Origin of the sequence: Microbacterium sp. (assembly GCF_031180975.1) — a bacterium.
Lineage (GTDB): Bacteria > Actinomycetota > Actinomycetes > Actinomycetales > Microbacteriaceae > Microbacterium.
The window spans coordinates 118,052-130,684 of the sequence record NZ_JAPSLI010000008.1 but is presented as its reverse complement, the minus strand read 5'-3'; the positions used below and the strand labels follow the sequence as shown (position 1 = coordinate 130,684).

The 12,633-nt window shown below is 67.2% G+C and carries 11 protein-coding genes; 6 read left to right on the top strand and 5 right to left on the bottom strand.

Features of this window, described 5'->3' with window-relative positions:
* The first annotated feature begins 6 nt into the window (after positions 1-6).
* Positions 7-1,104 (top strand): GlxA family transcriptional regulator, encoded by a 1,098-nt coding sequence (locus RIF65_RS11955; RefSeq protein WP_309065697.1) that lies wholly within the window; start codon positions 7-9, stop codon positions 1,102-1,104.
* A 67-nt stretch (positions 1,105-1,171) separates the two neighbouring features.
* Here RIF65_RS11955 and RIF65_RS11950 read toward each other — a convergent pair whose 3' ends face one another.
* From RIF65_RS11950 to RIF65_RS11940, 3 genes are all read right to left on the bottom strand, one after another.
* Entirely contained in the window at positions 1,172-2,377 is a 1,206-nt protein-coding gene (locus RIF65_RS11950) for an amidohydrolase family protein (protein WP_309065698.1), read from the bottom strand.
* A gap of 64 nt (positions 2,378-2,441) precedes the next feature.
* Complete coding sequence (locus RIF65_RS11945) at positions 2,442-2,933, bottom strand: RidA family protein (protein ID WP_309065699.1); 492 nt, start codon at positions 2,931-2,933, stop codon at positions 2,442-2,444.
* The gene (locus tag RIF65_RS11940) at positions 2,933-4,258 is read right to left on the bottom strand and encodes an MFS transporter (RefSeq protein ID WP_309065700.1); all 1,326 of its coding nucleotides are present in this window, start codon (positions 4,256-4,258) and stop codon (positions 2,933-2,935) included. The genes RIF65_RS11945 and RIF65_RS11940 overlap by 1 nt, the downstream gene beginning before the upstream one ends.
* A gap of 72 nt (positions 4,259-4,330) precedes the next feature.
* On the opposite strand from RIF65_RS11940, the gene RIF65_RS11935 reads away from it, so the two are divergent.
* Together RIF65_RS11935 and RIF65_RS11930 are read left to right on the top strand one after the other, a co-directional pair.
* Complete coding sequence (locus RIF65_RS11935; protein ID WP_309065701.1) at positions 4,331-5,341, top strand: LysR family transcriptional regulator; 1,011 nt, start codon at positions 4,331-4,333, stop codon at positions 5,339-5,341.
* 118 nt (positions 5,342-5,459) lie between these two features.
* On the top strand, positions 5,460-6,578 hold the full coding sequence (locus RIF65_RS11930; RefSeq protein ID WP_309065702.1) for a PLP-dependent cysteine synthase family protein: 1,119 nt from the start codon (positions 5,460-5,462) through the stop codon (positions 6,576-6,578).
* Positions 6,579-6,638: 60 nt separating this feature from the next.
* On the opposite strand, the gene RIF65_RS11925 is transcribed toward RIF65_RS11930, so the two are convergent.
* On the bottom strand, positions 6,639-7,058 hold the full coding sequence (locus tag RIF65_RS11925; RefSeq protein ID WP_309065703.1) for a DUF6098 family protein: 420 nt from the start codon (positions 7,056-7,058) through the stop codon (positions 6,639-6,641).
* A gap of 171 nt (positions 7,059-7,229) precedes the next feature.
* On the opposite strand from RIF65_RS11925, the gene RIF65_RS11920 reads away from it, so the two are divergent.
* Positions 7,230-8,345 carry a fatty acid desaturase family protein gene (locus RIF65_RS11920; protein WP_309065704.1) on the top strand — a complete coding sequence of 372 codons (1,116 nt, stop codon included), beginning with the start codon at positions 7,230-7,232 and terminating at the stop codon, positions 8,343-8,345.
* A gap of 213 nt (positions 8,346-8,558) precedes the next feature.
* On the opposite strand, the gene pgi is transcribed toward RIF65_RS11920, so the two are convergent.
* Entirely contained in the window at positions 8,559-10,241 is a 1,683-nt protein-coding gene (pgi, locus tag RIF65_RS11915; RefSeq protein ID WP_309065705.1) for a glucose-6-phosphate isomerase, read from the bottom strand.
* Positions 10,242-10,313: 72 nt separating this feature from the next.
* Between pgi and RIF65_RS11910 the strand changes: the two genes are divergently transcribed.
* Together RIF65_RS11910 and RIF65_RS11905 are read left to right on the top strand one after the other, a co-directional pair.
* Positions 10,314-11,057 carry a DUF1684 domain-containing protein gene (locus RIF65_RS11910; RefSeq protein WP_309065706.1) on the top strand — a complete coding sequence of 248 codons (744 nt, stop codon included), beginning with the start codon at positions 10,314-10,316 and terminating at the stop codon, positions 11,055-11,057.
* A gap of 68 nt (positions 11,058-11,125) precedes the next feature.
* Positions 11,126-12,628: an ABC transporter substrate-binding protein gene (locus RIF65_RS11905; RefSeq protein ID WP_309065707.1), complete on the top strand. Its 1,503-nt coding sequence runs from the start codon at positions 11,126-11,128 to the stop codon at positions 12,626-12,628.
* The last annotated feature ends 5 nt before the right edge of the window (positions 12,629-12,633 follow it).

Below are 12,633 nucleotides of genomic sequence, written 5' to 3'. Positions count from 1 at the left end.
GGGTAGTTGCGGGCGGCGAGGGAAACCTCGCATTCACAGCCTCTCCCGGCTTCTCCAGTGGCACAATTGGCACGAGTGCAAAGCAACGATGGAATCAGGCCAAAGCGAGGCGGACAGGACAACATGCGGATAGCGGTCTACGCCTTCGACGGCGCGACGATGTTCCACCTCGCGGTTCCGCAGATGGTGTTCGGCGAGGTCGCGCGGCAGGGACTGGGCCAGTGGGAGACAGTGCTGTTCAACGAGAGCGGGTCGGAGATCACGACTGCGGAGGGCTACCGGATCGGCGGGGTGTCGGACCTCTCCGCGGCGGTCGAAGCCGATCTCATTGTGATCCCGTCTTGGCACGACGACCGGCGTACGCCAGCCGACGCGCTCGTGGCGGCGCTCCGATCGGCCCACGCACGCGGTTCCGCGGTGGCTGGCCTCTGCCTCGGGGCGTTCCCCATCGCGGACAGCGGGCTTCTCGACGAGCGCGCGGCCGTGACGCACTGGCAGTCGCTGGATGCCTTTCATGATCGGCATCCAACCATCGCGGTGGACCGCACCGTCCTGTACATCGATCATGGCGACGTTCTCACCTCGGCGGGCACGGCGGCGGGCATCGACGCGTGCCTGCACATCGTGCGCTCGCGGCTGGGGACGGCGGCCGCGAACAGCGTGGCCCGCAGCCTCGTCGTCGCCCCGCACCGCAGTGGCGGCCAGGCGCAGTACATCGAGCGCCCGGTGCCGCAGCGCAACGGAACCAGTCCGATCGCGGAGGCGCTGGACTGGGCGATCGAGCATCTGGACGAGCGGCTGGGCGTCGATGACTTTGCACGTGCCGCGCATATGAGCCGACGCAGCTTCATCCGTGCATTCAAGGAATCGACAGGGACAACCCCAGCGACCTGGGTGCGCGAGCGGCGAGTCGAGGAAGCGAGGCGTCTGCTCGAGACGACCGACCTCCCCGTCGACGCCATCGCCGCACGTTGCGGCTTCGCCAGCCCGATCACGATGAGGCAGAACTTCGCAGACGAGTACGCGACGACGCCGACCGAGTACCGGCGCCGCTTCCGCGCGCCCCGCGAAGCCGAGTCGCCGATCGCGTCGGGCGGATCATAGTCACTGTTCGCGTGGCGTGAGGGTGGGCGGATGCCGGGTCTCCCCGCCATCCGCCCACCCCGTCCACTCAGCGGTGCGGCTGCACCTCTACTTCCCGGATCGGCGCGGGCGAGTTCCGGCTGCGCAGCGCGCGGATCTGGCCGTTGATGATGACGCTCGCGATGCCGGTGATGTCACCCCGGTTCAGAGCGTCGATCGGGTGGTCTGCGGGTCCGCCCACGGGCTGCTGCACGAGGACGATGTCGGCGGGGCGCCCGTCCTCGAGCACGCCCTCCTCTCGACGCAGCACACGGGCGGCGTTGCTCGTCGCATAGGCGATGACGTCGGTCGCCGGCACGCCGCCGATGGACGACAGCTCGGCGATCGTCTTGATGATCGCGAGCGGCATCACACCGGTGCCCGACGGGGTGTCGGAGCCGAGGATCACGCGGTCGAGCGCATCGTTCTCGGCGGCCAGCCGCTGAATGTGGAGGCTCGCCGACAGGTTGCCGGCCTGCACCAGTTGCAGTGCCGCGGTCGACTCCTTCACGAGCCGCTCGACATGAAGCTCCGGCAGGCTCGTGGTGCCGCCGTTGATGTGGCCGGCGATGTCAGGAGCCATGGCGATCAAGTCGTCGACCGTGATCGGCGCCACCCCGGGCACCGACGATGCACCGCCGGAGTGCGACATCACCACGAAGCCCGCCGCCTGCGCCCAGCGCACGTGCGGCACGGCATCCGTCGGCTTGTTGAACCCGCCGAACCCGACCTTCATGAGCCATATGCCCTGCCGGGCGAGGTCCTCGTAGTCCTCCTCCTCCATGTACGGACCGGTCATCAGCGAGCCGCCGTGGATGCGGACGCCACCGGGGCGGTTGAGAGTGAACGAGCGGTTCGCCGCGACGGCGACGGCCTTGACGCCGAAGCGGTCCATGGGCCGTCCCGGAAAGTGCACCTCGCCCGCTGACATCATCGACGTGACGCCGCCGTGCATGTAGCTCTCAATGAAGCCGACCGTGTTCTGCTTCGGGTTGAAGTCGCCGATCGCGAAGTGGGTGTGCGTGTCGAACAGACCGGGCAGCGCCACGGCTCCATTCGCGTCGATCACGACATCAGCCTCAGCATCCGCCGCTCCGCCGATCTGCTCGATGCGGCCGCTGACGACGCGGATCGTCTCCACCTCGCGAAGGGGGTCACCGAGGCGGCCGGTGACGACTCCCCGCAGGTTCTTGATGAGGAGGGAGCCCGTGGTCGGGCCGAAGAAGCCCTCGGAATAGGTTTCGTCCCAGGTCATTGCTGTACCGCCAATCAGTGTTGTTGTTGACACCCGCTGGTGCGGGAACTCGGATTCTTCATCGTCAGGCGGGGTGGAGCTCGACGACGAGCTCGACCTCGACCGGGCTGTCCTTCGGAAGCACCGCGACGCCTACGGCGGAGCGCGTGTGGACGCCGGCATCGCCGAATGCCTGGTGCAGCAGGGTGCTCGCGCCGTCGACGACGGTGGACTGCTCTGAGAAGTCGGGATCGCTCGCGACGAAGCCGGTCACCTTCACGACCCGCGACACGCATCCGAGGTCGCCGACCGCGACTGCGAGCGCGGCCAAGGCGTTCAGCGCGCAACGTGCCGCGAGGTCGGTCGCCGTGGCCGGATCCACCAGGCCGGCACCGTAGCCCACCTTTCCGGCGACCGGCAGCCTTCCGTCGATGAGGGGCAGCTGGCCCGAGGTGAATGCGAGGGCGCCCACCCGCAGCGCGGGTGTGTAGGCGGCGATCGCGGATTGCATCTCGGGGAGAGTATGTCCGGCGTCCTGCAGATTCCGAAGCACGTCCCGGTGGGTCAACGTGGCCATCACTGCACCTCCACCGGTGCCGCGGCGAGCTCAGGGGTGTCCCGGCAAGACTCCCGTGCAACCAGCACCGAGACGACGGTGATGAGCAGCATGGCCGCTACGTACGCCGCGATCGGCACCCAGCTCTGGAAGCGTCCGTAAAGGGAGACGGCGATGATGGGCGCCAGCGCGCCACCCAGGATGCCGGAGAGCTGATAGCCGAGCGATGCGCCGCTGTAGCGGACGTTCGCAGGGAACAGCTCGGTCGTGAACGCGGCGAGCGGGCCGTACATCGCCGCCCAGCAGAGCATGCCGACGAAGTCCGCGACGATGATGAGCGCGAGGTTCTGTGTCTCCAGCAGCGGGAAGAACGCGAACACCCAGGCAAGCGCCCCGATCGCCCCGCCGAGGTACACAGGACGTCGGCCCAGCCTGTCGGAGAGCGCGCCGAACACCGGGATGAACAGGATCATCGTCGCGGCGCTGATCAGCACCACGAGCGTCGCGGTGGCCTGGTCCACGCCGACCATCTGAGTGAGGTAGGTGACGACGAACAGCACGAAGATGTAGAACGCGACGTCGGTGCCGATGCGGGAGCCGGTGGCGATGAGCAGCTCTCGCTTCTGGCTGCGCAGGACCTCGAGGATCGGGATCTTGACCCGCTTGCCCTCAGCCGCCAACTTCTCGAACTCGGGCGACTCGGTCACGCGAAGCCGGATCCACAGGCCGATCGCGATGAGAGCCGCGCTGAGCAGGAACGGCACGCGCCAGCCACAGGCCAGGAATGCCTCCTCGTCGGTGATCCAGAGCATGACGGTCAGCGCCCCGTTCGCCAGCAGGAGCCCCAGTGGCACACCGATCTGCGGCCAGCTGGCCGCAAAGCCGCGCCGCTTCGGGTCGCCATGCTCCAGCGACATGAGAACAGCGCCGCCCCATTCGCCGCCGAGCCCGAACCCCTGCACGAAGCGCAACACCGTCAGGGCGATCGGCGCGAAGATCCCGACTGTGTTGTAGCCGGGAAGCATGCCGATGATCATGGTCGAGATGCCCATGATCATGAGTGTGATGATCAGGATCTTCTTGCGCCCGATGCGGTCGCCGTAGTTGCCGAAGACGATCGCGCCGATCGGGCGGGCGATGAAGCCGACCGCGAAGCTGCCGAACGCCAGCAGCGTGCCGATGAGCGGGTCGACCGTCGGGAAGAACACGACGTTGAACACCAGCGCGGCGGCGGTGCCGTACAGAAAGAAGTCGTACCACTCCAGCGCCGTGCCGATGACGCTGCCGCTGATCGCGCGCAGCCGCACGCCGCGGTCGTGCGGTGATTCCGCTCTTGTCGAGGCCATGTTGCCTTCTCCTTCGAATGCTGTGGCGGTGCGCACCAGCCTCGATGCTCGTACGCGCTCGGACCGCTTCGGGTGTTGCGGTCACTTCATCATGGGCGTATCCGGGCAAACATCAAATGGCAATCTTCTTGCTCATATCAAACCTGCGCTTATACTTCGTGCATGCTCGACACACAAAGGCTTCTGACCTTCGAGGCCGTCGTCCGGATCGGTAGCTTCGCTGGGGCGGCACGCGAACTCGGCTACACCCAGCCTGGGGTCAGCCAGCAGATGAAGGCCTTCGAACGAGAACTGAAGACGACCCTGTTCGCCCGCGAGGGCCGCGGGCTCAAGCTCAGTGAGCAGGGCGAGGTACTGGCGTCCCGTGTGGGGGAGATCCTCGCCGAGCTCCGCGCCACCGAGGAGCGGATCGCGGCCGTCACCCGTCTGAAGGACGCGCGCGTGCGGGTCTGCGCGTTTCCCAGCGCGAACGCGACTCTCGTCCCCGCCGCCATCTCGAGGTTGCGCTCTCGACAACTGGGGATCGAGATCGAGTTGTTCGAGGCGGAGCCGCCCGAGTCGCTGCAGGGCCTGCGCGCCGGTGAGTACGACGTCGTCGTCGCCTTCCGATATGACGACCAGCCGGGGCCGGAGGCGGATGACCCGCAGCTGACCAGCTTCCCCCTGCTGAAGGAACCGATGATGCTGATGCTGTCGGATGATCATCCCCTCGCCCGGCGGAAGCAGATCGAACTGTCGGAGCTTCGGGACGAGCGATGGGTCGCCGGCTGCGTGCGGTGCCGGCAGGAATTCGTGAACGCGTGCAGTGACGCCGGTTTCTCGCCCCGCATCGACATCACCACCGATGACAACCTTGCGGTGCAGAGCTACGTCGTATCGGGGCTCGGGCTCGCGGTGATGCCGCACATGACTCAGTCGTTCGTGAAGCATCCGAAGCTCCGATCCCGGCCGCTGTTGCCTGCGAGACATCGCCACGTGACGGCGACGGTGCTGCGCGCGCAACGACGCTCGCCGGCTGTCACCAAGGTGCTCGCCTCGCTGAAGGAAGCCGCTGACGTCATCGCCGCGAGCTCTTATGTATAAGTGCTGATTTGATCAGCATCCGTTTCTCTCGCTCGCCGTTTGCCCATCCCGGTTTCACACTGGGTGAAGCGCAGGTGCCACCTTGTCCTGCACCTGAGAACGCGAGGAAGAGGACGACATGCAGCTACACGCCGCCGTTTCAGAGGCCCCCTCGAACCCGAGCCGCTCCGATCGGCGCTGGGTGCGCCACGCACTGGAACTCCTCGAGGCGGAAGCCGGCCGCAGTGGCTGGACGCCGCTGCTGCCCTTCCGCGTCAAGGGCCTGGAAGGTGTCGACCTCTACCTGAAGGACGAGTCGTTGCACCCGACAGGGAGCCTGAAGCACCGACTCGCACGCTCGCTCTTCATGCATGGGCTCTGCAACGGCGACATCCGTCGGGGCACCACAATCATCGAGGCATCCAGCGGTTCCACGGCTGTGAGCGAGGCGTATTTCGCGCAGATCCTCGACCTGCCGTTCGTCGCCGTTCTCCCGCGCGCGACGAGCCCGGAGAAGATCGCCCTCATCAGGCGCTTCGGTGGCGGCGTGCACGTCGTGGACGACCCGACCGAGGTGGTCGGTACGGCGCAGGGACTCGCCGAAGGGGGGGACGGATACTTCATGGATCAATTCACCTACGCGAGCCAGGCGACCGACTGGCGGCGCGACAACATCGCGAGCGAACTGTTCGGCCAGATGTCGCGGGAGCGGCATCCGATTCCGGACTGGGTCGTCGTGGGAGCAGGGACCGGCGGCACGAGCACCTGCATCGCCCGCCACGCGAGATACCAGGGGATCGGCAGCAACATCGCGGTGGTCGACCCGGAGGGATCAGCTTTCTACGAGGGGTGGCGGCGGAAGGACACTGGCTTCGTCACCTGCACGCCGTCTCGTATCGAAGGCATCGGCCGCACGCGGGTCGAGCCCTCGTTCGTGCCGAACCTCATCGATGAGATGATCCAGGTCGCTGACGGGGCGTCCGTCGCGGCGATGCGCTGGGCATCGGATCTGCTCGGGCGGCGCGTGGGACCGTCGACGGGGACCAACCTCTGGGGCGCGCTTCAGCTCGCCGTTCGGATGAGCGCGTCCAGTCGCCAAGGAAGCATCGTCACACTGATCTGTGACACGGGCGACCGCTATGCGTCCACCTACTACGACGACGATTGGGTGACCGGACGGGGAATCGATCCTGCTCCGTGGGTGAAGACGCTGGACCGCTTCCGTTTGGGAGGGGCCCCCGCGGCCCCCGCTGCCTGATCAAAGGCGTGCAGAAGATCCCGCATCGCATCGCCAGCACGCCTCGCCCTCGCCTTCGCCTCACTCCGGCCCGTTCCCGGCGTTGAAGTTTCGCAGATATCGCTCCTGCGCTTCCTCAAGCAGCACCTCACTCAGATCCGCCACCGCCTCCACGTCGCTGAGGAGGGGCTCGCAATCCGGACCGCGCCCCGCCAGTGTTCCGCGCAGAACCCACGCGTAGCGGTCGGGATTCTTCTCGGCGAGATGCCGGTACTGGCACAGCTGTCGGGCCAGCCAGTCCTCGAGCGGGCGGGTCCACCACGGTTCGGGATCGAGTGGATTGACGGACAGGCCGGGCAGCTCCAGCCCGCTCTCGGTGTCGATGCTGCTCTCCGTGGCGTCGTGCTCCGGTCCTTCCGAGTAGCGAACGTGAAGTCCGGACTCGGCGCGTACCAGGGCTGCCAGCTGATCCAGACTTTTCATCAGCGGCAGGTCGCTCATACACCCATCCCTAGCGTCCGACGAGCCGTCAGTCAATGGTCACGGCGATGTCGCCCGATTCCCGTGCGTATGCCGGCTCTCGTATACGGGTGCGCGTAGCCTGAAAGGAGCGATCGGCGCCCCGCCTTTGGCTTCCGCAGCTCACGGGCTCACGATCGGCAGGAGAAGGCCTTGACCCTCACCCAGCTCGAACCGACGACAGCGACACTCGGCCCCATCCGTCAGACCTATTCCGGAACCGACGAGTTCCCGCCGATGGCGCGCGCGTACAGCGACGTCTCGCACGTGGTCCGCGAAACCGGCCTGCTGCGGCGTGCCCGCCTCTTCTACGCGGCCGTCGGCGCAGCGATCGCGGTTGGCTTCGCCGGCTGCATCGCCGGCTTCGTCCTGCTCGGTGACAGTTGGTTCCAGCTGCTGATCGCGGCAGCCCTCGGCATCCTCTTCACCCAGGTGGCCTTCCTCGCGCACGAGGCGGCCCACCGCCAGATCCTCGCCTCCGGCCCGGCGAACTTCCGCCTGGCGCGGATGCTCGCCAGTGGCGTCGTCGGCATGAGCTACGCGTGGTGGGACTCGAAGCACACCCGCCACCACGGCAACCCGAACAAGGTCGGCAAGGACCCCGACATCGAGGTCGACACCATCTCCTTCCTCGACGAGGATGCCGCCCGCTCGCGCGGTCTGGTGCGCCTGATCACCCGCAAGCAGGGCTGGCTGTTCTTCCCGCTGCTGACGCTGGAGGGCTTGAACCTGCACTACCTGAGCGTGAAGCACCTCGTCACGCCCGGCAAGGTCAAGGGCCGCTGGACCGAACTCGCGCTCATCGCCGTGCGCCTGTCGGTCGTGCTGATCCCCGTCTTCCTGATGCTCCCGCTGGGCATGGCGTTCGCTTTCGTTGGCGTGCAGCTCGCCGTGTTCGGCGTGTACATGGGCGCATCGTTCGCCCCCAATCACAAGGGCATGCCGATCATCGCCCCGGACGCGAAGCTCGACTTCTTCTCCAAGCAGGTGCGCACGTCCCGCAACGTCTCCGGCGGCTGGTGGGCCACTTGGCTCATGGGCGGCCTGAACTACCAGGTGGAGCACCACCTGTTCCCGAACATGCCCCGCATCCATCTGTCGAAGGCCCGCGAGATCGTCCGCGAGTACTGCGCCACGCACGGCGTGCCGTACACGGAGACGACGCTGCTGCGCTCGTACGGCATCGTCATCGCGTACCTCAACCGCGTCGGCCTCGCCGCGCGCGACCCGTTCGACTGCCCCGCGGCATCCCAATTCCGCCGCGCCTGACCCCCTCACCCACGAGACTTCCGTTCCAGCGTGAGACCGCGCCGCCGGCATCCCGTCTCGCGCTGAAAGAGAAGTCTCAAGCGGATGCCGGGAACGAGACTTATCTTCTGGCATGAGACGGGGCCGCCGGCATCCCGTCTCGCGCTGAAAGAGAAGTCTCGCGGGCTCGCGGGGCGAGGGAGCGAGGCCTCGCGGCGGAAGCCGCAGTCGACGTCAGCGGGCGCGGTGGGCGTGGTAGTAGGCCAGAAGGGACTTCGTCGACGGGTCCTGCGCCGCGATCGCTGATTCCTCGCCCTCGATCGCGGGGGTGATCTGCAGCGCCAGCTGCTTGCCGAGCTCGACGCCCCACTGGTCGAACGAGTTGATGCCCCACACCACGCCCTGGGTGAACGTGATGTGCTCGTACAGCGCGATCAGCTGACCGAGCACCGCCGGAGTCAGCGACGGAGCGAAGATCGACGTGGTCGGCCGGTTGCCGGCGAACGTGCGCGCGGCGACCAGAGTCCCGGTGGTGCCCTCGGCCTCCACCTCCTCGGCCGTCTTGCCGAACGCGAGCGCCTTCGTCTGTGCGAGGAAGTTCGCCAGGAACAGCCCGTGCACGTCGTTCTCGCCGTCCTGAAGCGGGTACGCCGGGTTCACGAACGCGATGAAGTCGGCGGGGATCAGGCGGGTGCCCTGGTGGATGAGCTGATAGAACGCGTGCTGGCCGTTCGTGCCCGGCTCGCCCCAGAACACCTCACCGGTATCGGTCGTCACCGGGGACCCGTCCCAGCGCACGGACTTGCCGTTCGACTCCATGGTGAGCTGCTGCAGGTACGCCGCGAAGCGGCTGAGCTGCTGCGCGTACGGCAGCACCGCGTGCGACTGCGCGCCGAGGAAGTTCACGTACCAGACGTTCAGCAGCCCCATCAGCACCGGGACGTTGCTCTCCAACGGCGTGGTGCGCACGTGCTCGTCGACGGCGTGGAAGCCGGCCAGCAGTTCACGGAACACACCAGGGCCGAGCGTGATCGCCAGCGACAGCCCGATCGCGGAATCGACCGAATAGCGTCCGCCCACCCAGTCCCAGAAACCGAAGGCGTTCCGCGGGTCGATGCCGAAGTCGGCGACCTTGTCCAGGGCGGTCGACACGGCCACGAAGTGGTGCGCGACGGCATCCGCCTTGCTGTCCTCGTCGTCGCCGATGGCGCCGGCCGCGGTGAGACCGTCCCACAGCCAGTCGCGGGCGAGCCGCGCATTGGTGAGTGTCTCCAGCGTGGTGAACGTCTTCGACGCGACGATGAACAGCGTCGTCTCGGGATCGAGGTCGGCGGTCTTCTGCGCGATGTCGGTCGGGTCGATGTTCGACACGAAACGCGCCTGGATGCCGGCATCCGCGTACGGCCGCAGCGCTTCGTACACCATCACCGGTCCGAGATCGGACCCGCCGATGCCGATGTTGACGACGTGCGTCACCTTCTTGCCCGTGACCCCGAGCCACTCGCCCGACCGCACCCGCGCGGCGAACGCGTACAGCGCGGTCAGCACGGACTGCACGTCGGCGTCGACGTCCTGGCCGTCCACCTTCAGCGCCGGCGAGGCGTCTGCGGGGCGCCGCAGCGCCGTGTGCAGCACCGCGCGATCCTCGGTGGTGTTGATGTGCTCCCCGGCGAGCATCGCGGCGTAGCGTTGGGCGACGCCGGTCTGTTCGGCGAGCCGCACGAGAGCCGCGAGGATCTCGTCGGTGACGAGGTTCTTCGACAGGTCGACGTGCAGGTCGGCCAACGGCAGCGAGAGCCGCTTCGCGCGACGCGGATCGGCGGCGAACCAGCCCCTCAGGTCCGGGGTGAAACGGTCGCGGAGGGCGGTGAGCTCGGCCCACGCCGAGGTGCCGGTGGGATCGATCGGAGCGGTCATGGCTCCACGTTATCGCCACGCTGAAACACACCGACACGGAATTTCGCCGATCCCGTCGCGTTCTGCTTCGGTATGACAGTGATCACCTCCACGCCCGAAGACCATGCGCTGTGGGTCGCCGCTCGACGCGAGGCGGTGACAGGCCCGCTCGGCGCCCTCTCGCTCGTCAAGACGCACTGGAGTGCACCCGGTGCCCCCGCTGTCGATGACGAGTCCGCTCGCGCGGGGTACCCCGCTCACGCCCGGCTCACTCGGCTCAGCCGGAGCGACATCGACACAGGCCTTCCGCAGGAGGGCTACCGCATCTGGCTCCAGGACTCGCCGGCGCAACGCGCGTTCGAAGACATCGAGCGCTACCCGTATGACCCGGCGTGGGTGCTTCCGGCGCGCTTCGAGCTCGTGGACGAGACACGCGTGGTGCCGTTCGAGCACATCCGTGACGGCGGCGCCTCGCGCGACCTGCCGGTGACCGGCGACCTGGTGTTCGAGTTCGACGGCAGCGAGTACCGTCTCAACGCCTTCGACACGCGCGAGGACGGCCGCTCGCAGCTGCAGCTCGTGTTCGGCGATGCGACCAACGGCACGGAGACGTACGGCGCCGGACGGTTCCTGTTCCTCGAGCATCCCGCCGAGACGGCGCGGCTGCGCCCGGGGGACAGCGTGCCGGTGACCCTCGATTTCAACCGGGCGACCGTCCCGCCGTGCGGGTTCTCGGACCAGATGAACTGCCCGCTGCCGCCGATGCAGAACCGCCTGCCGTTCGCGGTGCGCGCCGGTGAACGCCGGGTGCGATTCGCCGACGGATTCTCCCTCTGATCACCGTGATCGCTCCGCCACGGCGGACCACCCCGCCGCCGCCCCCGCTCCGACCCGAAGGACCCCCTATGAGATTTGTCCGCTCCGCCACCGCGGCGCTCACCGCCGCGGCGCTGTTCGTGCTCGCCGGGTGCGGCTCCCCCGCAGGGCAGGATGCCGGAGATCCGGCATCCGACGAACCCATCGTGGTGGGATCGCCGAACGAGCCCACCATCCTCGACCAGGTGTTCGGGGGCAGCTCCGGCGTCACCGAGGTGTTCACCGGCAACGTCTACGAGGGGCTCTTCGCGATCACCGACGACGCGACCGTCGAGCCCCTGCTCGCGGAGGACACCGAGGTGTCCGACGACGGCCTGGTCTACACCTTCACCCTCCGCGACGCGACCTTCCACTCCGGTGACCCGCTCACGGCCGACGCCGTGAAATACAGCCTGGAGCGCTTCATCGGAGAGGAGTCCCTCGCGGCACGCAAACGCCAGCTCAGCGTGATCGACCACGTCGACGTCGTGGACGACAAGACGGTCAGCGTCACGCTGAAGCAGCCGTCGATCAGCTTCACGTACAACCTGGGCTATGTCTGGATCGTGAACCCTGAGGCGGGCGACCTCAGCACCACGGCCGACGGCACGGGTCCTTACCGACTGGACGATTACCGCAAGGGCGATTCGATCACGCTCGCGCTCAACGACGACTACTGGGGCGACAAGCCGCTGAACAGCGGCGTCGTGTACCAGTACTACTCCGACCCGACGGCCCTGAACAACGCGCTGCTGACCGGCGCCGTCGACCTGATCACGGCCCAGACCAATCCCGACAGCGTGGCTGACTTCGAGGGCGGCGGATTCCAGATCATCGAGGGCACCTCGACGACGAAGGAGATCCTTGCGTTCAACGACCGCATCGCGCCGTTCTCCGACAAGCGGGTGCGTAAGGCGATCTACTCCGCGATCGACCGCGAGAAGCTCCTCGACGCCATCTGGGGCGGCCGTGGCGAGCTGATCGGATCGATGGTGCCGCCGTCCGAGCCGTGGTACATCGACCTGGCCGACAACAATCCGTACGACCCGGAGCTTTCCGAGAAGCTCCTCGCCGAGGCCGGGCTGGCCGACGGGTTCACCTTCACGATCGACACGCCGGAAACCGACGTGCACCCGACGGTCGCGGAGTTCGTCAAGAGCGAGCTGGCGAAGGTCGGCATCACGGCCGACATCAACATCATCACCAACGACGACTGGTACCAGAAGATCTACACCGAGAAGGACTTCCAGGCGACCCTGATGGGCCACGTCAACGACCGGGACATCAACTTCTACGGCGACCCGGAGTTCTACTGGGGCTACGACGACCCAGAGGTGCAGACCTGGCTGGCGCAGGCGGAGGCCGCCTCAAGCCCTGAGCAGCAGATCGAGCTGATCAAGAAGGCGAACCAGCGCATCTCCGACGACGCCGCGAGCGTGTGGCTGTACCTCAACCCGCAGCTGCGGATCGCGCGGGACGGCATCACCGGCGTGCCGAAGAACGGCCTGAACTCACTGTTCTACGTCTCCGGGATCGAGAGGACGTCGTCATAGTCCGA